This window comes from Streptomyces hebeiensis, from assembly GCF_052983195.1.
Genome location: NZ_CM129812.1, coordinates 7,277,252 through 7,296,921 on the forward strand (window position 1 = coordinate 7,277,252; position 19,670 = coordinate 7,296,921).

A 19,670-nucleotide genomic window follows, 5' to 3' on the forward strand; every position below is an offset into this window, starting at 1 on the left:
CTCGGCACCTCACGCACGCTCCCTCCCCACCGCCGGTCACCACACCGCCGGTCCCCACACCTCCGGTCACCGTCCCACGTCCGTCACAGTCGCCGGAGCGCCGGCAGCAGCGTCTTCTCCGACCAGTCGAGGAACGGCCGCTGGTGCTCGCCGCCGATCTGGACGAGGGCGATCTCGGTGAACCCCGCGTCGACGTACGGCTTCACCGCGTCGACGAACGCGTCCACGTCGTCGCCGCACGGGATCGTCTCCGCGACGTCCTCCGGCCGGACGAACGAGGTGGCCCCCGCGAACGCGGTCGGGCCCGGCAGCTCCGAGTTCACCGGCCAGCCGCCCGCGAACCAGCGGAACTGGTCGTGCGCCCGGGCGACAGCCGCGTCCCGGTCGGTGTCGTAGCACACCGGCAGCTGGCCGACCCGCGGTTTGCCCGCCCCGCCGCCCTCGTCGAAGAGCTTCACCAGCTCCGCGCGCGGCTCGGTGGCGATCACCAGGTCGCCCAGCCGCCCGGCGAGTTCGCAGGAGCGCCGTCCCGACACCGCGATCCCGATCGGCGGCGGCGCCTCCGGAAGGTCCCACAGCTTGGCGTTCTCCACGTCGAAGTGGGCGCCGTGGTGGTTCACCGGCCCCCCGCCGAACAGCGCCCGGATGATCTCGACGGCCTCCTGGAGCATCTCCAGCCGCACGTGCGGCGCCGGCCAGCCCGCGCCGACGACATGCTCGTTCAGGTTCTCACCGGAACCGAGGCCGAGCCGGAAGCGGCCCTCCGACAGCAGTTGCATCGTCGCCGCCTTCTGCGCCACGACCGCCGGGTGGTAGCGCGTCGTCGGACAGGTCACGTACGTCATGAGCGGGATGCGCGAGGTGGCCTGGGCCGCAGCGCCCAGCACACTCCACGCGTAGGGCGCGTGCCCCTGGCTCTCCAGCCAGGGAAAGTAGTGGTCAGAGGTCACGGAGAAGTCGAAGCCGGCCCGCTCGGCACCCACCACGTGCTCGACCAGGGCCCGGGGACCGGCCTGCTCCGTCATCATCGTGTATCCGATTCGCACCATGGACTGCGCTTAGCCGATCTTCCACGCCAGGAAACCTTCCCGCCGCCCACACCCGGCGATCCGCCTACCCGCGCCCGGCGAATGGCCTCCGGGTCGCACCGGGCGGCATTCGGGGTGAGGCTGATGGTGGTGTGCGTCGGCGTGGCCAGGGCAGGCGGGAAGCGTCGGGCGCGCGGAACACGGCCTACGGGCAGGGTGAGCGAGGTGGAGGAAGCGATGGGCGTCCGCGAACTGCTCCAGGGCTGGCCGGCCTACCGGCAGCTCACCGGCTCGGACCGGCTCGGGCGCGGCAGCGCGGCGAAGTCCGCCCGCACCGGCGGGCTCAGGCCCCGTACCGACTCCGCCGACCGCGTCGTGCGGTCCGTCTGCCCGTACTGCGCCGTCGGCTGCGGCCAGCAGGTCTACGTCAAGGACGACCGGGTCGTCCAGATCGAGGGCGACCCCGACTCGCCGGTCAGCCGGGGCCGGCTCTGCCCCAAGGGGGCGGCGACGCTCCAGCTCACCACCGGCTCCGCCCGTCGCCACCAGGTGCTCTACCGCCGCCCGTACGGCACCGAGTGGGAACCGCTCGACCTGGAGACGGCCATGGACATGGTCGCGGACCGGGTCGTGGAGACCCGCCGGCGCACCTGGCAGTGGGAGCAGGACGGGCTGCGCACCGCGCGCACCCTGGGGATCGCCAGCCTCGGCGGCGCGACCCTCGACAACGAGGAGAACTACCTCATCAAGAAGCTGCTGACGGGCCTGGGCGTGGTGCAGGTCGAGAACCAGGCGCGGGTCTGCCACAGCTCCACCGTCACCGGTCTCGGTACCTCGTTCGGCCGAGGCGGCGCCACCACCTTCATGCAGGACCTCCAGCACGCGGACTGCATCGTCATCCAGGGCTCCAACTACGCCGAGGCGCACCCCGTCGGCTTCCAGTGGGTGATGGAGGCCAAGGCGCGCGGGGCACGGATCATCCATGTCGACCCGCGCTTCACCCGCACGAGTGCCCTCGCAGACCTGCACGTGCCACTGCGCGCCGGCAGCGACATCGCCTTCCTCGGCGGGATCATCAACCACGTTCTCACCGAGGAGAAGGACTTCCGGGAGTACGTGCTCGCGTACACCAACGCGGCCACCGTCATCAGCGAGGACTTCCGGGACACCGAGGACCTCGACGGTGTCTTCTCCGGTCTGGACGAGGAGCGGCACCACTACGACCCCGTCAGCTGGCAGTACGAGAACGCCGAGGTCCAGGCGCCCGCCGGAGAGCCGGACGAGCAGTACGCGCGGCGCGAGCAGGACCCCGAGGCGCGCCGCCGCGTCCACGAGGCCGGCGGCCCCGAGGCCCATGGCTCCGGCGGCGCGCGGGCCGTGCCACGACCACGGCGGGACGAGACCCTGACGCACCCGCGCTGCGTCTACCAGATCCTCAAGCGCCACTACGCCCGCTACACCCCCGAACTGGTCGAGCAGACCTGCGGAGTGCCCCGCGAGACGTTCCTGCGGGTGTGCGAGGACCTGACCGCCAACTCCGGCCGCGACCGGACCAGCGCCTTCGTCTACGCCGTGGGCTGGACCCAGCACTCGGTGGGTTCGCAGTACATCCGCGCCGCCAGTGTGCTCCAGCTCCTGCTCGGCAACATCGGACGCCCCGGCGGCGGCATCCAGGCCCTGCGCGGGCATGCCTCCATCCAGGGCTCCAGCGACATCCCCACCCTGTTCAACCTGTTGCCCGGCTACCTGCCGATGCCGCACGCGCACGCCCACGAGGACCTGGACTCGTTCATCGACGCGAGCCGCACCGCCAAGGGCTTCTGGGGCAACATGCGGGCCTACTTCGTCAGCCTGCTCAAGGCGTACTACGGGGACGCGGCCACCGCCGAGAACGACTACTGCTTCGCCCACCTGCCGCGCCTGACCGGCTCCCACTCCACGTACGACACGACCATGGCCATGCTCGACGGCCAGTGCGAGGGCTACTTCCTGATGGGGGAGAACCCGGCCGTCGGCTCCGCCAACACCCGGCTCCAGCGGCTCGGCATGGCGAACCTCAAGTGGCTCGTCGTACGGGACTTCTCGCTGATCGAGTCCGCGACCTGGTGGCGGGACGGCCCGGAGACCGAGACCGGCGAGCTGCGCACCGAGGACAACGGCACCGAGGTGTTCTTCTTCCCCGCCGCCGCCCACACCGAGAAGTCCGGCTCCTTCACCAACACCAACCGCTGGCTGCAATGGCACCACCAGGCCGTCGAGCCGGAGGGGGACGCGCGCAGCGATCTGTGGTTCATGTACCACCTCGGCCGTCGCGTCAAGGCGAGGCTGGCGGATTCCACCGACCCCATGGACCGGCCCGTACAGGACCTGACCTGGGACTACCCCACGGACGGACCGCTGGACGAGCCGATCGCCGCCGCGGTGCTCGCCGAGATCAACGGGCATGCGCGGGACGGGTCGCCGCTGAGCGCGTACACCCAGCTGAAGGACGACGGGTCCACCCGCTGCGGCTGCTGGATCTACTGCGGGGTCTACGCGGACGGCGTCAACCAGGCCGCCCGCCGCAAGCCCCACACCGAACAGGACTGGGTGGCCGCGGAATGGGCCTGGGCCTGGCCCGCCAACCGGCGCATCCTCTACAACCGCGCGTCCGCCGCCCCCGACGGCACCCCGTGGAGCCCGCGCAAGGCGTACGTGTGGTGGGATGCCGACAGCGGCGACGGCGGCAGGTGGACCGGCCGGGACGTACCCGACTTCATCCCCGACCTGGCCCCCGGCCACGTACCGCCGGACGACGCGCGCGGCCCCGAAGCGCTGCGCGGCGACGATCCGTTCATCATGCAGGCGGACGGCAAAGGCTGGCTCTACGCGCCCGCCGGGCTGGAGGACGGGCCGCTGCCCACGCACTACGAGCCCCAGGACTCCCCGTTCCCCAACGCGCTCCACCCGTCCGTGAGCCGCTCGCCCACCCGCCACCTGCTGCCCCGCGAGGGCAACCGGTACCACCCCAGCGGTGACGACCCCGGTGCGGACGTCTATCCGTACGTGGTCACCACCCACCGCCTCACCGAGCACTTCACCGCGGGCGGCATGAGCCGCTGGTCCCCGTACCTCTCCGAACTCCAGCCGGAGTTCTTCTGCGAGCTCTCCCCGGCGCTCGCCGCGGAACGGGGGCTCGAACACGGCGGCTGGGCCACCATCATCACGGCACGCAACGCCATCGAGGCCCGGGTGCTGGTGACCGACCGGATCAGGCCGCTGACCGTGCACGGCCGCACGGTCCACCAGATCGGGCTGCCGTTCCACTGGGGCCCCAACGGGGTCTCCACCGGCGACGCCGCCAACGAACTCGTCGCCATGGCGCTCGACCCCAACGCGCACATCCAGGAGGACAAGGCCCTGACGGCGGACATCGTCGCCGGCCGCCGCCCGCGCGGCCCCGCGCTGCCGGAGCTGGTCGCCGAGTACCGCCGGCGGGCGGGCATCACCGCACGGACAGGAACGGAGACCCGGTCGTGACGCACCAGCCGCACCACCTGCTCAGCGGCGTCGAACCGGACCCCGCGCGCGACGCGGGCCACGACGACCCGCCGCCGCGCGTGGGCTTCTTCACCGACACCTCGGTCTGCATCGGCTGCAAGGCGTGCGAGGTGGCCTGCAAGGAGTGGAACGCCATCCCCGAGGACGGCCTGTCCCTCACCGGCATGAGTTACGACAACACCCAGGGCCTGGGCGCCTCCACCTGGCGGCACGTGGCGTTCATCGAGCAGCAGGCACCGCCGCGGCCCGCCCCGGACGGCGCTCCCGGCCCCGAGGGCCGCACCGAACTCCCCCTCGTGGCGGACGCCCCCGACGACCGTGGCCGGCGGGCGGCGGGCGGCGGCGAACTGCGCTGGCTGATGTCGTCCGACGTGTGCAAGCACTGCACCCATGCCGCGTGCCTGGACGTGTGCCCCACCGGCTCCCTCTTCCGCACCGAGTTCGGCACGGTCGTGGTCCAGGAGGACATCTGCAACGGCTGTGGCTACTGCGTGCCCGCCTGTCCGTACGGAGTCATCGAGCAACGGCCCTCGGACGGCCGGGCCTTCAAGTGCACCCTCTGCTACGACCGGCTCGGCGCCGGCCAGGAACCCGCCTGTGCCAAGGCCTGCCCCACCGAGTCCATCCAGTTCGGCCCGCTCGACGAACTGCGCGAGAGGGCCGCGCGGCGGGTGGAGCGGCTGCACGAGACCGGCGTCACCGAGGCCCGGCTGTACGGGCACGATCCGGCGGACGGCGTCGGCGGGGACGGCGCGTTCTTCCTGCTCCTCGACGAACCGGAGGTGTACGGGCTGCCGCCGGACCCGGTGGTCACCACGCGCGACCTGCCCGCGATGTGGAAGCACGCGGCCACCGCCGCGCTCGCGCTCGCGGGCGGTTTCGCGCTCTCGTTCACGGCCCCGGCCCTGCTCGGCCGCGGCGGTTCCGGCGCGGCGGGGGGACGGCGATGACCGGCATGGACACCACCGGTCGCGGGCCCGCGACGGGACCGGACGAAGGGCGCGGGGAAGGACACGGGAAAGGGCGCGGAGAGGGGCCCCGCCGCGGCCGTGGCTCCGGACGCGGGCGGAGGCGGGGGAGGCGCGGCGAGGAACTGATGGTGCCCCGGGCCGAGTTCGATTCGTACTACGGCCGACCCGTCATCAAGGCGCCCGCCTGGGCCGCCCGGGACATCGCCGGTTACTTCTTCCTCGGCGGACTGGCGGGAGCCGGCTCCGTGCTGGCCGCGGGCGCGCACCTGACCGGCCGCACCACCACGGCGACCGCGATGAAGGTCTCCTCGCTCGCCGCCGTCAGCCTCTCGGCCGCCGCGCTGGTGCACGATCTGGGCAGGCCCGGCCGGTTCGCGAACATGCTGAGGGTCTGCAAACCCACCTCGCCCATGAGCGTCGGGTCCTGGCTGCTGGCGGTGTACGGGCCGTGCGCGGGCGGAGCCGCGTTCTGCGCGCTCACGCGCCGGCTGCCGCGCGTGGGCGCCACCGCCACGGGCGCGGCGGCGCTGTTCGGGCCCGCCGTGGCCGCGTACACGGCGGTTCTCGCCGCCGACACCGCCGTACCCGCCTGGCACGACGCGCACCGCGAACTCCCGTACGTCTTCAGCGCGTCGGCGGCGGCCGCCGCGTCCGGGATGGCCCTCGTCCTCGCCCCGCCGCGCGAGAGCGCCCCGGCGCGGTACGCGGCCGCGCTGGCAGCCGCCGGCGAGATGACCGCCATGACGGCGGCGGAGCGCCGGCTCGGCATGGTCGCGGAGACCTACCGCGAGGGACGGGCGGGCGCGTTGCTGCGCGCCGCGCGCGTCCTCACCGTGACCGGGGCGGCGGGGGCGGCCGGTGCCGCGCTGTTCGGCGGGCGCGGCAGGCGTGGCGGACGGGGCGGGCCCGGAGCGCGTATCGCGTCGGCCGGGACCGGCCGGTGGATCACGGCGGGCAGTGGCGCGCTGCTGCTCGCGGGCTCGGCCTGCACCCGGTTCGGGATCTTCGCGGCGGGCATCGCCTCGGCCGAGGACCCCGTCTACACGGTGGCACCGCAGCGGGCGGCGAAGGAGCGCGCGGCGCGTGCGCGGAAGAGCGCCGAGCGAGAACACGCCACCGACGAGGACGGGCAGGGCCCGTCGTAGGGCGAGGACGGATCCGGAGCGGAGAAGGGCGCGATGGCCAGGACGCGGAGCGGTATGGACAGCACCACGGAATCCGGCACGGACGGCGGCCCGAACGGCGGCGCGGCCGACGGCCCGTACGGGGTCACCGAGAACGACGACGGTGGCGGCGGCGCGCGGGGCGATGCGGCGGCGGCCGAAGCGGTTCGGGGGTTCATCCCGCTGCTGGACTATCCGCTGTACGTCGTGACCGCGGCCTCGGCCGGGGAGCGCGCGGGGTGCCTGGTCGGGTTCGCGTCCCAGTGCTCGATCGGCCCCGAACGGTTCATGATCTGGATCTCCCGCGCCAACCACACGTTCGGCGTGGCGCGTTCGGCCGCGCTCCTCGGAGTCCATCTGCTCGGTCGTGACCAGTACGCGCTGGCCGAACTGTTCGGCGGCCGGACCGGTGACCGGTTCGACAAGTTCGGCCACGTCCGGTGGTACGAGGGCCAGGGCGGGACGCCGGTGCTGACCGACGCGCCGGCATGGTTCGTCGGCCGGGTGGAGGGGCGTACCGACGGCGGTGACCACGTCGGCTTCCTGCTCACTCCGGTGACCGGCGGCGGGCGGCGGGCGGGACGGGGCGATCCGCTGCGCCTGAGCGACGCGGCGGGCCTGACGGCGGGCCACCCCGCCACCTGACGGCCGACCGGGCGCACGGCCGGCCGTCGGCCGCGTCGGGGCCGGGCCCGCGGTTCACAGACCCTGGTCCCGGCCTGCCCAGGCCCTGGGCAGGCCCTGGGCAGCCGCTGCCGGTGGGCGTCCGTGTCAGCGGTCGTCGGCACCCGGCGGCCGGCGGGCCTCGGTGCCGTGTCCGCCGAGCTGGTACGGCGTGAGCCGTTCCCCCTCGCCTCCGAATCCGTCCGAGGGCTCCGTGGTCTCCTCCACACGGGTCGGGCGGGCCGGCGGCCGGGGTTGTTCCGAGGGGCGGGGCGGCGCGGGTTCCCTGACGCGTATGCGCCGGCCCAGCCAGAAACCGCCGAGGAGGAAGAGCACCACGATCAGCCCCACCAGGAACGCGGTGACTCCGGTCCCGGGACCGCTCGCCGCCAGCGGGACGACCGTGCTTCCGTCAAGTGTGTCCGCAGGATTCATGGTCGTCCGCGTACCCGCCGCTCCCCACGTCATTCGGGCGTCACGCGGATTCGCGGCCCGGACGTACGGCCCGGGCCGCGAATCCGCGTTTGGCACGGAGGGCCGAGGGCACACGGATTTTCGTTCCGACAGGGCGCTCACGGCCCTCTTTCGCACCGCCCAAAGGCCGACGCCGTCCCGCCCTCGCATGCAAGGTGAAACCGAAGTGAACAAAAAGTCGTCCGACGGCAGTACGCGGGTGACCGTTCTGGTGGCACTCGTGGCCAATCTCGTGATCGCCGCGGCGAAAGCCGTCGGTGGTCTGGTCACCGGCTCGCCGGCATTGCTGTCCGAGGCCGCGCATTCGGTGGCGGACAGCTTGAACGAGGTGTTCCTGCTGGCCTCGCTGCGACGCAGCCGCCGGCCGCCCGACGACCGTCATCCTTTCGGATACGGAAAGGAGAGGTATTTCTGGGCGCTGCTCGCCGCGGTCGGCATCTTCGTGATGGGCGGTTGCTTCTCCTTCTTCCAGGGATTCGAGGCACTGCGCTCCACGGAGAGCGAATCGCCCAGCGGTTACGCAGTCGGGCTGACCGTGCTCGGGATCGCGCTGCTCGCCGAGGGCGCCTCGCTGGTCCGTGCCCTGGTTCAGTTGCGCGGGTCACCGGACGGTCTGCGCGATCCCGCGCTGCGCACCGTCCTCGCCGAGGACTCGACCGCCGTGCTCGGTGTGCTGCTGGCGATCGTCGGCATGGTGCTCCACCTGCTCACCGGGAACATCCTCTGGGAGGCGGCGGCGTCCTTCGCGATCGGGCTGCTGCTGGTCTTCATCGCCTACCGGCTCGGTGCCGAGGCACGGGGCCAGTTGATCGGCGAGGCGGTGGATCCGGAACTGCGGGGAAAGCTGCGGACGCTGCTCGAGGCGCAACCCGAGATCGACAATGTGGCCAGCCTGCTCACGATGAAACTGGGGCTCGATTCCACGCTGGTGGCGGCAAGGATCGATCTCACACCCGGCCTGGACAGTGAAACGGTCGAACTCGTCTGTGTGCGTATCAAGAACTCGGTGTCCGGGATATGGCCGACGGCCGACCAGGTATTCCTCGACATCACGGAAGCACCCACCGGTGCGGGGGCCGGTGCGTGCGGAGTGCCCGAACGTCCCGGAACACATCGGAAAAACATCCAGGACGCGCGCACATGAGCGCGCTTTCCCGGGGAAAACGACGTGACGGAGGTTGATAACTATGGTTCCCCTGCTTCTCGTTCTGCTGCTCGCCCTGATTCTCTTCGGTGCGGGTTTCGCGCTCAAGGCACTGTGGTGGATCGCGGTCATCGTGCTGGTCGTCTGGCTGCTCGGATTCATCATCCGGCCGGCCGCCACCGGTGGTCGCAGGGGCCGCTGGTACCGCTGGTGAGCGGTAATGCCTGAGCGGCTTCCGTGAGGGGGCGTTCGCTCTCGCCCGACGTACGCGGGTGCCCGGACGACACCGTCCGGGCACCCGCGTCGTCATGCGAGAGCGTGGTACGCCGGCAACGGCCGGAAGCGGCGCGAACGGCGGGGGACGAGACGTCTGTTCGGTGCGTTCGATCAGTGTCCGAACACCTCGAACGGACGCGGAGTATTCACCGAAACGGGCGTGTCGCCGTCCGCCGCGTGGCATGCTCGACAACCGCCCCCACCAGTGACGACACCGCGTGTTCCCCGGGCGATCCAGGAGGTCCGATGGATCCGGTCCGCACATCAGCCGACGCGTCCCCCGCCCGTACGGGCACCCCGCCGCCACCCGCGTGCGACGCCGGGGAACGGGCGGCTCCCGATCCCCGGGCGTTACGCCGGGAGCGGTTGTTCGCGACCGCCAAGGAACTGTTCACGGAGCGTGGCTACTGGGCCACCTCCATCGAACGCATCTGTGCCACCGCCCGGATCTCCGTGCGCGCGTTCTACGAGGAATTCGAGAGCCGCGAGGGCCTGCTGATCGCGCTGCACAACGAGGTCGCCCGGGCGGGCATGGAGGCCGCGCTGACCGTGCTGAGCGACCCCGCCATGGAGTCCGCCGCGACCCGGGAGCGCATCACCGCTCTGGGACACGCCTTCGTCGACGCGGTGACCGCCGACCCGGCGGCCACCCGGATCGCGTTCGTCGACATCGTGGGAGCAGGCCGCCCGGTGGACGACCACCGGCTGCTGTGGCGCACGTTGTGGGCCGAGTTCCTGACCGGCGAGGCCGAGCGGGCCGCCGCGCGCGGTGAGGCCGCGGAGCGCGACCACACCCTGGCCATGGTGGCACTCATCGGCGCGGCCAACGAGCTGGTGGGGCACTGGGCCCGGCACAGCCCCGCACTCCCGAAAGAAGTGCTCACCACCGAACTGGTCCGCCACGCCCTGGCCACGTTCGGCGTTCCCGCCGGCGACACCACGACCGGCGCGGCCGATGCGCGCGCCGCAGGTGCGCACGCCTCCGCCGGCCCGGTGACCGGCCCCGTGACCGGCACGGCGACCGGCCCGGACGGCCTCGGCGCCCGCGCTCCCGGGGGCGAAGGGAAGGAAACGCGATGACCGGACTCTGGCACCAGGTGCTGCGCACCATGTCCCGGCCCGGCGCGTCCCCCGACGACGATCTGCTCGCCCGAGCCGCCGCGGCCATCGCGCTGCGCGAGCACCCTCACCCGCCCGCCGATGTGGAGCGGGTCCTGGAGATCGCCCGCGCCGAATTCGCCGCCGTCCTGAGCCCCGGCCAGGCCCGTGCCGCCCTCGACGGCGCGCGCAGGCCGTGAGTGTCTTTCCGGGGTGTCACTGGCCGTCGCCGCGCCAGATGTTGTCGAAGGCGGCTCGCTCGATGGCGCGGCGTTGCCGTACGGCCTCCAGTTCCCGGACCGCGTTGTTGACGGCGGCGAGCACGGTCGCGACCGCGTCGTCGGCCACGTCCGGCGGGGTCGCGGCGTGCGGGTCGTCGATCCCGGCGGCCGCCGCGAGGGCGGTGAGCACCGGGTCGCGCGCGGCCCAGCGGTCCGCGGCCCGCCGGTGGGCGGCGGAGTCGGCCGGCACCGTTCGACCGGTCCGCAGGGGCAGCCGGCGGCGTCGCCGGGTGAGCTGTCCTTCGGCCTCCAGGGCGGTCGGATAAGCCGTCGCCAGCCCACGGCCCCTGCGCCACAGCCAGTCGTCGACCGACTCGTACGGTGTCTCTCGGACGAGCGACGACGCGGCCTCGTCCAGCAGGTGATCCGCGAGAGCCGGCCGCTGACCCGGCACGAGGCGGTCCTCGTCCAGCCGGACGGCTTCGACACCGAGGAGATCGATCAGTTCGGCTCCCGCGAGTGCGAGCGACACGTCGCCCCACTCGAGGGGACGGCTGGTCTCCATGCCGTCGGCGTTGCCCGTGGCGGCGTCCAGGGCCACGAACATCAGGTCCCGCGGTGTCGTCATGGCTGGTGCCACCTCGATGGGAAACGGTCGGGCCGTGGGCAGGGGCCCCGCCGGACACCGTTCGGAACGCGCTCACGCACACCGTCGGTGTCAGTGTCAGGCTACGACCGCCCCGTCCGGTCCGCAGGCCGGGCGGGAAGCCTGTCGCTCCGGTCCGGTCGGCGCCGGACCGGGACGGATGGCATCGCCGTCGTGCACGGGCGGCCTGCCACTGCGGTTAGCCTGAGATCACGATGAACCGTTTGACGACACCCTGGGGCGAGTTCGGTCTCACCCGCTTCCCCGAGCATCCCCGCGACCCCCTCCGCGCCTGGGACACCGCCGACGAGTATCTGCTCCGGCACCTCGGTGGAGCCGACGGTACGGACCCTGGGGCGGAGCCCGGAACGGAACACGAGGCCGGCCGCGGGACGCCCGAGGGCGCCGCCGAGGCCGTTGACCTCTCCGGCGCGGTGGTGGTCCTGGGGGACCGGTGGGGCGCCCTGACCACACCGGTCGCCGCCCACCGCCTCGAACAGCTGGTCACCGGACCGCTCGTCCAGCTCACCGACTCCTACCTGACCCAGCGTGCCACCCGCGCCAATCTGCGGCGCGCCGGAGTAGGCCAGGACGCGGTGCGACTGCTGTCCGTACGGGACACCCCGCCGGAACGGATGGACGTCCTGCTGGTCCGGGTCCCCAAGAGTCTGGCCCTGCTGGAGGACCAGCTGCACCGGCTCGCCCCGGCCGTGCACGCCGGGACCGTGGTCGTCGGCACAGGACGGGTCACCGAGATCCACACGTCCACACTGCGACTGTTCGAACGGATCCTCGGCCCGACCAGAACCTCGCTCGCGGTCAGGAAGTCGCGGCTGATCTTCTGCGCCCCCGAGGCCGGCCGGGAGGCCGCGCCCAGCCCCTGGCCGCACCGGTACCCGCTGCCCGCCGACGCCGGCCCCGTGTCCGGGCGTACGGTCGTCAACCACGCGGGCATCTTCTGCGCCGAGCGGCTCGACATCGGCACGCGCTTCTTCCTGCGTCACCTGCCCCGCCGCCGGGGCTCCGAGCACGTGGTCGACCTGGGCTGCGGCAACGGTGTGATCGGCACCGCCGCCGCGCTGGACAACCCGGCGGCCAGGGTGACGTTCATCGACGAGTCGTTCTCGGCGGTGGCCTCGGCCGAGGCCACCTTCCGGTCCAACGTAGACCCGGGCGCGCCGGCGGAATTCCTGCTCGGCGACGGCCTGGCGGACGTGCCGGCGGCGACGGTCGACCTGGTGCTGAACAACCCGCCGTTCCACGCGCACCAGGCCACGACCGACGCCACGGCCTGGCGGATGTTCACGGGCTCGCGCGCCGCGCTCCGTCCCGGGGGCGAGCTGTGGGTCGTCGGCAACCGCCACCTCGGCTACCACGCCAAGCTGCGACGGCTGTTCGGCAACTGCGAGACGGTGGCCGGCGACCCCAAGTTCGTCGTCCTGCGGGCCGTCAAACGCTGACCCGGCCGGTGTCGCCGGACGGACAGTGCGGGCGGGCGGTGGGGGAACGGGCCGCGACGGCCACACCGCGACCCTCGGCCCGGGAACCCTCCGCCGCGTCATCCGATGGCGGCGAGCGCGACCTCCGTGGCCTTGACCAGTACGGTGACCGCCGAACCGGTGGAGAGCCCGAGGTCGTCGACCGCCTCCTTGGTGACGGCGGCCGTCAGTTCCCCGCCCGGTACGGCGACCTTCACCGCCGCCATGGCGACGTCCGCGGCGATGTGCGCGACCGTGCCGGGAAGGTGGTTGCGGATGCTCAGCCCCGTGACCGGTCCGGCCGCCAGCGAGACGTCCGTCGCCTTGACCAGCGCCCGGACGGTCCGGCCCGGAATGAGGTCCAGCTCCTGTACGGCCTCCCGGGTGATGGCCGACGTGATCGCCTGACCGCCGTCCAGGCGCACGGTGACCACGGCGACGGCCGCCCCGAGGCTCACGGCCGTGACGGTGCCGGGCAGTTGGTTGCGGATGCTCAGACTCAGGCTCATGGGGTACCTCGCCTCGCGAGAGATCACAGGGGAGCGGGATGCCGGATTTATCATTATTTCGACTTTCGCACAGGAGTCGTGATCTGTCCGGCACGTGCGTGAGGCGGTGTCGGCGCGGACCTGCGTTTCCCGCAGGGTGCCGTCATCGTCGGATGTCCCGTATCTGCCAGGAGGAAAAGCAGCCAGGTTTGTAAATGCGAGGGATTCCGGCCTATGTTGTCGCACATGCAGTCCTATTCCATCGGCCGGGCGGCCCGGTTGCTCGGTGTCAGCCCGGACACCGTGCGCCGCTGGGCGGACGCGGGCCGGATCGCGACCCGTCGCGACGACGCGGACCGCCGCGTCATCGACGGCCCCGCGCTGGCGGCGTTCTCCGTGGAGGTCGCGCAGGCCGGCACGGACGAGGAGGGGGCGTCGTACACCTCGGCGCGCAACGCCTTCCCCGGCATCGTCACCGCCGTCACCCTCGGGGACGTGGCCGCGCAGGTGGAGATCCAGGCGGGGCCGCACCGGCTGGTCTCCCTGCTGACCCGGGAGGCCGTGGAGGAACTGGGTCTGGAGGTCGGCATGGCGGCCACCGCCCGGGTGAAGTCGACGAACGTGCACATCGACCGGCCCTGACGGACCCGTCGCCCCCGCTCACCGCCCCGTCCGCCCGTACCACCGTTCCGCCGGCCCCGGCCGGCCGCGGGTCCGGGCAGCAGCCCGGACCGGGTCCCACCCGTCCTGCGCCCCTGGTGCTCCCCCGGCACTTCCTCGGCGGAGCCGTCGGAGCCCCTACCGTCGAGGAGTCCCTGCCGTGCCTCATACCCTGACCCGCCGCCGCGCCGCCGCCGTGCTCACGGCCGCCGCCCTGGTGCTGCCCCTCGCCGCCTGCGGCGGCAAGGACGACAGCGGTACGGACGCGGGAGGCGGCAGCGGCGCCGCGAAGAGCGGCGCGCCCGCCGCGAAGCTGACGGTGCTGGCCGCCGCGTCGCTCACCGACGTCTTCACGACGGCGGGAGCCGCGTACGAGAAGGAGCACCCGGGCACGAAGCTGACCTTCTCCTTCGCCGGCTCGCAGGAACTGGCCGCACAGGTCGAGCAGGGCGCGCCGGCGGACGCGATCGTGACCGCCGACACCCGGACCATGGACGGACTGCGGGCGGACACCGGCACGCCGACGGTCATCGCCAAGAACCGGTTGGTGATCGCCACGGCGAAGGGCAACCCCGACCGGGTCGGCTCGCTGAAGGACCTTGCGGACCCCGGGCTGAAAGTGGTCCTGGCCGCGCCCGAGGTACCGGTCGGCCGTTACAGCCGACAGGTGCTGGACGCCCAGAAGGTCACCGTACGGCCGGTCTCGGAGGAGCCCAACGTCCGCGCCGTGCTCAGCAAGGTCGAACTGGGCGAGGCCGACGCGGGCATCGTCTACCGGACGGACGTGGCCACCGCGACGGGCAAGGTCGACTCCGTCGCGATCCCCGATACGCAAAACGCCATCGCCTCGTACCCCGCCGCGACCCTGAAGACGTCCGGGAACAGCGACGCCGCCAAGGCGTTCGTCACCTGGCTCAGCGGGCCCGAGGCGCAGAAGATCCTCCAGGGCGCGGGCTTCCAGAAGCCGTGACCCGTCGCGCCGGCCACCGACCACCTGGACCAAGGCGAGGCGGCGCCCCGATGAGACGCCCCCACCGCCGTTCCGTCGGCGCGCCCGTCGCACTCGCGGTGCCCGCCCTGATAGCGATCGCGTTCCTGCTGCTGCCGCTGGCGGGCGTCCTGGCCCGCACATCGTGGCGCGAACTCGGCACGCACCTCACCAGCCCCGGCGTGGTCGAGGCGCTGAAGCTCTCGCTGCTCGTCTCCTTCTGGGCACTCGGGCTGTCACTGCTGCTGGGCGTGCCGCTGGCCTGGCTGCTGGCCCGGGTGCGGTTCCCCGGCGCGGCGCTGGTGCGCTCACTGGTCCTGCTGCCGATGGTGCTGCCGCCGACCGTCGGCGGTGTCGCGCTGCTGCTCGGCTTCGGCCGCCGCGGGCTGCTCGGACCCTGGCTGGAGGACACCTTCGGCATCACCCTGCCCTTCCACACCTCGGGCGCCGTGGTCGCGGCCACCTTCGTCGCGATGCCGTTCCTGGTCATCAGCCTCGAAGGCACGCTCGCCGGTCTGCGGCCCGCGTACGAGGAGACCGCGGCCTCGCTGGGGGCCTCGCCGGTACGGGTGTTCCGCACCGTGACCCTGCCGATGGTCGCCCCCGGTCTCGCGGCGGGCGCCGCGCTGACCTGGGCCCGGGCACTCGGCGAGTTCGGTGCCACGATCACCTTCGCCGGCAATCTCCCCGGCACCACCCAGACCCTGCCGCTCCAGGTCTATCTGCTGCTCCAGGACTCGCCCGAGGCCGCGACCTCCGTCTCGCTGCTGCTGCTCGCCATCGCCATGGCCGTACTGGTCGCTCTGCGCGGCCGCTGGGCCGGCGGGCCCGCCGGCCGTGGCGGCCGGGTCGGACGAGCCGGCCGGTCCGGGGGAGCCGACCGGGCCGGAGGCCCCGGGCCGGGGGCCCTCGCGACCGACCCCGCCGACGCACCGACCGCTCCCGTCGCCACGACCGCTCCCGACGCGCTGACGCCTTCGGCCGACGGGCGCCGGACGGACACCACCGTCCCGGCGCCCGGCGTCGCCGCGCCCGTGACCCCCGTACCCCGCGAGGAGTGGCGGCTCAGCGCCGAGGTCACCGGCTTCACCACGCTCACCCTCGAAGCGGAGCCCGGCACCACCATCGCCGTCGTAGGACCCAACGGCGCCGGGAAGACCACGCTGCTGCGCGCCCTCCTCGGGCTGACCCCCCGCGCGCACGCCGGGCTCAGGCTCGGCGGCCTGGACGTCACCGCCCGGCCGCCGCACCGCCGCGGGGTGGCCTGGGTACCGCAGGACGGCGCGCTCTTCCCGCACTTGAGCGCTCTCGCCAACACGGCGTACGGGCTGCGGGCCCATGGCGTCTCCCGTGCCGAGGCGCGGCGCGGCGCCCGCGAATGGCTCGACCGCCTCGGCGTCGGCCATCTCGCGCACCGCAAGCCCCATCAGGTCTCCGGCGGGCAGGCGCAGCGCATCGCGCTGGCCCGCGCGCTCGCCGCCCGTCCCCGGCTGCTGCTCCTCGACGAGCCGCTGGCCGCCCTCGACCAGACCACCCGGGCCCAGGTACGGCACACCCTGCGCCGCCATCTCGACGGCTTCGGGGGCGTCTGCCTGATCGTCACCCATGACCCGGTGGAGGCGGTCTCCCTGGCCGACCGGGTCCTCGTGCTCGACGCCGGCCGGGCGCTCCAGGACGCCTCGCCGGCCGAGGTGGCCCGCAATCCCCGCTCGCCCTGGGTGGCCCGGATGCTGGGGCGCAACGCCTGGCCGGGAACGTTCGGGTCCGACGGGCTGAAGCCGGCCGACGGCGGCCGGCTGCTCGTAGCCGAGCCGCTGCCCGACGGCGCGGAGGCGCTGGCCGTCATCGCGCCGGAGGCCGTCTCCGTGCACCGCGAACGCCCCGGGGGCAGCCCTCGCAACGTATGGCGGGGCACGGTCGCCGAGATCACCTCCCTCGGCAGCAGACTGCGGGTGCTGATCACCTCCGACGAGGCCCCCGACCTCGTTGCCGAGATCACCCCCCAGGCCGCCGCCGAACTCGCCCTGGCGGACGGCGCGCCGGTCTGGACGAGTGTGAAGGCCACCGAGGTCACCATCGTCCCGCTCTGAGCGGACGGAAGCGGGCTGCAGCGGACGGAAGCGGGCGGCAGCGGGCTGCAGCGGGCGGAAGCGGGCGGCAAGCCCCGGGGACGCGGGGCCGCGTCGCACCGCCCGATCGCCCGGCGGCACAGGGCTCCGGAACATCGCCCGGCCGACCGTCGAACGGGCCTGCCGGGGAATCGTCCGGCGCACCGTGGCCCGGGCCGCCCCTTGCGCCGACCGGCCGTCAGTTCGCCCCGGGGGAAGGCGATGTCGACCGGGAACGGCCCGGTCAGGACCCCGCTTCCGGGGGTGGGTGTGTCATGTCCCCTTCGGTATTCGGCACACTGTGACCGTGTCCTCACTTCCTCCTCAGGTACAGCACGGCTTGCCGGCGGGTCACATGATCGTCTGCGGCGACGACACACTCGCGCACCGGTTGGCGGGCGAGTTGCGTGACGTCTACGGCGAGCAGGTCGTGCTCGTCGTCCCGCCCGCCCGCGCCTCCCGCCGTCCCGCCGACCCGGCCGCCGGGCTCGGCCGGGCCTCCTCCTTCTTCGGCCGGATGTCCGCGGCCGTGACCCGTACGGCCGCGCCCGGCCCCGGAGCCGGCAGCGGGATCGGCAGGGACCCGGCGGGCGCGGGGGAGCGCCGGGGCTTACTGGAGGCACCGGACCTGGACGAGGAGGCGCTGGTGGACGCCGGGGTGGCGGAAGCGGCGGCCCTCGCCCTCGTGCATGACGACGACGAGGTCAACATCCGGGCCGCGCTGGCCGCCCGGCGGCTCAACCCGCAACTGCGCCTCGTCATCCGGATGTACAACCGCAAGCTCGGCCAGCACCTGGAGGAACTGCTCGACCAGGCGGCGGCCGTCGCGGCTCCCGGACTGGACGCCGCCAGGCTGGACGCCTCCACCACCGTCCTGTCCGACGCCGACACGGCGGCGCCCGCTCTCGCCGCCACGGCCGTCGCCGGCACCAGCAAGGTGATCAGGGCCGACGGCCTGATGCTGCGCGCGGTCGAACGCAACCCTCCCGGCCCCGGCGAGGTGGCCGACCCGGGGCTGTGCACCCTCGCCCTGCTCTCCGCCACCAGCAGCGACCCCGCGGGCACGGAGGGCTCCGACAACAGCGGACAGGAGGGCCCGCGGCTGCTGCCCGACGACGCCAGTGCCGCCGCCGCGACCGGGCGCGGGACGGTCGTCCTGGAGGCCGTGTCCCACGCGGGGCCCGATCTGCCGCCCGGCCGGTTCTCGGGCCGGGGCGCGTCGCTGGCCTCGCTGTTCTCCCGCAGGCTGCGGTGGTCCTTCGCGGGGATCGTCGCCGCCGTCCTGGCCCTGGCCCTGACCTCGTGGCTGGTCACCGACGCCGGCCCGGTGCGCGCGATCTACCTGACGCTGCTGGATCTCTTCGCCATCAACGAACCGGCGGTCGGCGAGCCCGCCGACCGGCAGATCCTGCAACTGCTCGCCGGAACCGCGGGGCTGCTGCTGCTTCCCGTGGGGCTGGCCGCCGTCCTGGAGGCCCTGGGTACGTTCCGTACGGCGGCGTCCCTGCGCCGCCCGCCGCGCGGGCTGTCCGGCCATGTGGTGCTGCTCGGGCTCGGCAAGATCGGCAGCCGGGTGCTGGTGCGCCTGCGCGAACTGGGCATCCCGGTGGTCTGCGTGGAGGAGGACCCCGAGGCCCGGGGCATCCCGCTCGCGCGCAGCCTGCGGGTACCGACCGTCGTGGGCGATGTGACGCAGGAAGGCGTGCTGGAGGCGGCCAAGATCCAGCGGGCGCACGCGCTGCTCGCGCTGACCAGCGCGGACATCATCAACCTCGAGGCCGCGCTGTACGCACGCTCGCTCGCGCCCGGCCTGCGGGTCGCCCTGCGGGTCTACGACGACGACTTCGCCACCGCCGTCTACCGCACCATGCGCACCGTGCACCCCGGCGCGCTCACCCGCAGCCGCAGCGTCTCCACCCTCGCGGCCCCGGCCTTCGCCATCGCCATGATGGGGCGTCAGATCCTTGGTGCCATTCCGGTGGAGCGCAAGGTGCTGCTGGTCGCCGCGATCGACGTGGCGGGGCACCCGTGGCTGGAGGGGCGCACGATAGGCGAGGTGTTCCGCCCCGGCGCCTGGCGGATCATCGCGCTGGACACCGCGGGCCCGGGGGACCGGGTGCCCGATCTCGCGGACATCCGGCTGGACCACGAGGAACGCCGGCCGGCCGGGCTGGTGTGGGATCTGCATCCCGGCTACGTGCTGCACGCACGGGACCGCGTGGTGCTCGCCGCGACCCGCCGGGGTCTCGCGGAACTCCTGGGACGCCGGTCGGCGTCGCGCGCCCGCAGGCCGCCGGGCGGAATCTGAGCGGCCCGGGCCCGGGCCGGGCGGACGGTGTGCGACGGGGATGCGAGCCCGTCCGGCGGGCACGAGAATGGCGTGCACCGGACGAACGAGGAGGCGGCATGAACACGGAGTCCGCTGCGCGGCCGGAAGGCGAGGGCATCACCCCGGACCGGCTGCTGCACACCGGCGCCTGCGACGAGATCACGGCGGAGGACCTCGCGCTGGCCTCGGGGCGCGATCTCACCCCGGAGAACATCGAGTGGGCCGAGCGCCGGCTGGCCCAGAGGGGCCGTGCGGCGATCGAGGAGCAGCTGCCCTGAGCCCGCCGCCGTCGGCCCGGGGCGGTAAAGGGGTCCTCGCACCACGAGCGTCCGATCGGGCCGCGCGACCCGGACGGGCATGGTGCGAGGCCCCCTGATGAGGCGGTTCGGTTCATC

The 19,670-nt window shown here is 73.4% G+C and carries 18 protein-coding genes; 14 read left to right on the plus strand and 4 right to left on the minus strand.

Annotation, left to right across the window (positions count from 1 at the left end):
- Positions 1-83: 83 nt before the first annotated feature.
- Positions 84-1,049, minus strand: coding sequence for an LLM class F420-dependent oxidoreductase (locus tag ACU6P3_RS31245; protein WP_344268169.1), 966 nt, complete (start codon positions 1,047-1,049; stop codon positions 84-86).
- Positions 1,050-1,265: 216 nt separating this feature from the next.
- On the opposite strand from ACU6P3_RS31245, the gene fdh reads away from it, so the two are divergent.
- The 4 genes from fdh to ACU6P3_RS31265 all read left to right on the plus strand — a co-directional run bounded on the left by fdh (position 1,266) and on the right by ACU6P3_RS31265 (position 7,347).
- The gene (gene fdh / locus ACU6P3_RS31250; protein ID WP_447198140.1) at positions 1,266-4,547 is read left to right on the plus strand and encodes a formate dehydrogenase; all 3,282 of its coding nucleotides are present in this window, start codon (positions 1,266-1,268) and stop codon (positions 4,545-4,547) included.
- Positions 4,544-5,518 carry a 4Fe-4S dicluster domain-containing protein gene (locus ACU6P3_RS31255; RefSeq protein WP_447195155.1) on the plus strand — a complete coding sequence of 325 codons (975 nt, stop codon included), beginning with the start codon at positions 4,544-4,546 and terminating at the stop codon, positions 5,516-5,518. Before fdh ends, ACU6P3_RS31255 begins: the two co-directional genes overlap by 4 nt.
- A 146-nt stretch (positions 5,519-5,664) precedes the next feature.
- Positions 5,665-6,684: an NrfD/PsrC family molybdoenzyme membrane anchor subunit gene (nrfD, locus tag ACU6P3_RS31260; protein ID WP_447195156.1), complete on the plus strand. Its 1,020-nt coding sequence runs from the start codon at positions 5,665-5,667 to the stop codon at positions 6,682-6,684.
- A 54-nt stretch (positions 6,685-6,738) separates the two neighbouring features.
- A complete protein-coding gene (locus tag ACU6P3_RS31265) occupies positions 6,739-7,347 on the plus strand; it encodes a flavin reductase family protein (protein ID WP_447195157.1) in 609 nt (202 codons plus the stop codon).
- 126 nt (positions 7,348-7,473) lie between these two features.
- On the opposite strand, the gene ACU6P3_RS31270 is transcribed toward ACU6P3_RS31265, so the two are convergent.
- The gene (locus tag ACU6P3_RS31270) at positions 7,474-7,800 is read right to left on the minus strand and encodes a DUF6479 family protein (protein ID WP_037801780.1); all 327 of its coding nucleotides are present in this window, start codon (positions 7,798-7,800) and stop codon (positions 7,474-7,476) included.
- Positions 7,801-7,987: 187 nt separating this feature from the next.
- Between ACU6P3_RS31270 and ACU6P3_RS31275 the strand changes: the two genes are divergently transcribed.
- From ACU6P3_RS31275 to ACU6P3_RS31290, 4 genes are all read left to right on the plus strand, one after another.
- Entirely contained in the window at positions 7,988-8,983 is a 996-nt protein-coding gene (locus tag ACU6P3_RS31275; RefSeq protein ID WP_447198141.1) for a cation diffusion facilitator family transporter, read from the plus strand.
- A gap of 43 nt (positions 8,984-9,026) precedes the next feature.
- Complete coding sequence (locus ACU6P3_RS31280; RefSeq protein WP_344285527.1) at positions 9,027-9,197, plus strand: hydrophobic protein; 171 nt, start codon at positions 9,027-9,029, stop codon at positions 9,195-9,197.
- Between the two features lie 308 nt (positions 9,198-9,505).
- Positions 9,506-10,339, plus strand: coding sequence for a TetR/AcrR family transcriptional regulator (locus ACU6P3_RS31285; RefSeq protein ID WP_447195158.1), 834 nt, complete (start codon positions 9,506-9,508; stop codon positions 10,337-10,339).
- The gene (locus ACU6P3_RS31290) at positions 10,336-10,557 is read left to right on the plus strand and encodes a hypothetical protein (RefSeq protein ID WP_030740258.1); all 222 of its coding nucleotides are present in this window, start codon (positions 10,336-10,338) and stop codon (positions 10,555-10,557) included. The genes ACU6P3_RS31285 and ACU6P3_RS31290 overlap by 4 nt, the downstream gene beginning before the upstream one ends.
- Before the next feature lie 16 nt (positions 10,558-10,573).
- Here ACU6P3_RS31290 and ACU6P3_RS31295 read toward each other — a convergent pair whose 3' ends face one another.
- Complete coding sequence (locus tag ACU6P3_RS31295) at positions 10,574-11,206, minus strand: GPP34 family phosphoprotein (protein WP_447195159.1); 633 nt, start codon at positions 11,204-11,206, stop codon at positions 10,574-10,576.
- Between the two features lie 233 nt (positions 11,207-11,439).
- Between ACU6P3_RS31295 and ACU6P3_RS31300 the strand changes: the two genes are divergently transcribed.
- Positions 11,440-12,684, plus strand: coding sequence for a methyltransferase (locus tag ACU6P3_RS31300; protein ID WP_447195160.1), 1,245 nt, complete (start codon positions 11,440-11,442; stop codon positions 12,682-12,684).
- A 98-nt stretch (positions 12,685-12,782) separates the two neighbouring features.
- On the opposite strand, the gene ACU6P3_RS31305 is transcribed toward ACU6P3_RS31300, so the two are convergent.
- Entirely contained in the window at positions 12,783-13,205 is a 423-nt protein-coding gene (locus ACU6P3_RS31305; protein ID WP_447198142.1) for a TOBE domain-containing protein, read from the minus strand.
- Between the two features lie 222 nt (positions 13,206-13,427).
- Between ACU6P3_RS31305 and ACU6P3_RS31310 the strand changes: the two genes are divergently transcribed.
- The 5 genes from ACU6P3_RS31310 (at position 13,428) to ACU6P3_RS31330 (ending at position 19,553) form a co-directional block, all read left to right on the plus strand.
- Complete coding sequence (locus tag ACU6P3_RS31310) at positions 13,428-13,832, plus strand: TOBE domain-containing protein (RefSeq protein WP_447198143.1); 405 nt, start codon at positions 13,428-13,430, stop codon at positions 13,830-13,832.
- A 178-nt stretch (positions 13,833-14,010) separates the two neighbouring features.
- Positions 14,011-14,820, plus strand: coding sequence for a molybdate ABC transporter substrate-binding protein (gene modA / locus ACU6P3_RS31315; RefSeq protein WP_447195161.1), 810 nt, complete (start codon positions 14,011-14,013; stop codon positions 14,818-14,820).
- Positions 14,821-14,870: 50 nt separating this feature from the next.
- Positions 14,871-16,928, plus strand: a complete 2,058-nt coding sequence (locus ACU6P3_RS31320) for an ABC transporter permease (RefSeq protein ID WP_447195162.1) — start codon at positions 14,871-14,873, stop codon at positions 16,926-16,928.
- Between the two features lie 373 nt (positions 16,929-17,301).
- Entirely contained in the window at positions 17,302-19,254 is a 1,953-nt protein-coding gene (locus tag ACU6P3_RS31325) for a potassium channel family protein (RefSeq protein WP_352086905.1), read from the plus strand.
- Positions 19,255-19,352: 98 nt separating this feature from the next.
- Positions 19,353-19,553: a hypothetical protein gene (locus ACU6P3_RS31330; protein WP_030740229.1), complete on the plus strand. Its 201-nt coding sequence runs from the start codon at positions 19,353-19,355 to the stop codon at positions 19,551-19,553.
- Positions 19,554-19,670 lie beyond the last annotated feature (117 nt).

Coding starts and splice junctions, on each gene's coding strand:
- ACU6P3_RS31245 (WP_344268169.1), bottom strand. CDS start 1,049: ATGGTGCGAATCGGATACACGATGATGACGGAGCAGGCCGGTCCCCGG.
- ACU6P3_RS31270 (WP_037801780.1), bottom strand. CDS start 7,800: ATGAATCCTGCGGACACACTTGACGGAAGCACGGTCGTCCCGCTGGCG.
- nrfD (WP_447195156.1), top strand. CDS start 5,665: ATGGTGCCCCGGGCCGAGTTCGATTCGTACTACGGCCGACCCGTCATC.
- ACU6P3_RS31295 (WP_447195159.1), bottom strand. CDS start 11,206: ATGACGACACCGCGGGACCTGATGTTCGTGGCCCTGGACGCCGCCACG.
- ACU6P3_RS31330 (WP_030740229.1), top strand. CDS start 19,353: ATGAACACGGAGTCCGCTGCGCGGCCGGAAGGCGAGGGCATCACCCCG.
- ACU6P3_RS31280 (WP_344285527.1), top strand. CDS start 9,027: ATGGTTCCCCTGCTTCTCGTTCTGCTGCTCGCCCTGATTCTCTTCGGT.
- ACU6P3_RS31275 (WP_447198141.1), top strand. CDS start 7,988: ATGCAAGGTGAAACCGAAGTGAACAAAAAGTCGTCCGACGGCAGTACG.
- ACU6P3_RS31285 (WP_447195158.1), top strand. CDS start 9,506: ATGGATCCGGTCCGCACATCAGCCGACGCGTCCCCCGCCCGTACGGGC.
- ACU6P3_RS31320 (WP_447195162.1), top strand. CDS start 14,871: ATGAGACGCCCCCACCGCCGTTCCGTCGGCGCGCCCGTCGCACTCGCG.
- ACU6P3_RS31300 (WP_447195160.1), top strand. CDS start 11,440: ATGAACCGTTTGACGACACCCTGGGGCGAGTTCGGTCTCACCCGCTTC.
- ACU6P3_RS31290 (WP_030740258.1), top strand. CDS start 10,336: ATGACCGGACTCTGGCACCAGGTGCTGCGCACCATGTCCCGGCCCGGC.
- ACU6P3_RS31325 (WP_352086905.1), top strand. CDS start 17,302: ATGATCGTCTGCGGCGACGACACACTCGCGCACCGGTTGGCGGGCGAG.
- fdh (WP_447198140.1), top strand. CDS start 1,266: ATGGGCGTCCGCGAACTGCTCCAGGGCTGGCCGGCCTACCGGCAGCTC.
- ACU6P3_RS31265 (WP_447195157.1), top strand. CDS start 6,739: ATGGACAGCACCACGGAATCCGGCACGGACGGCGGCCCGAACGGCGGC.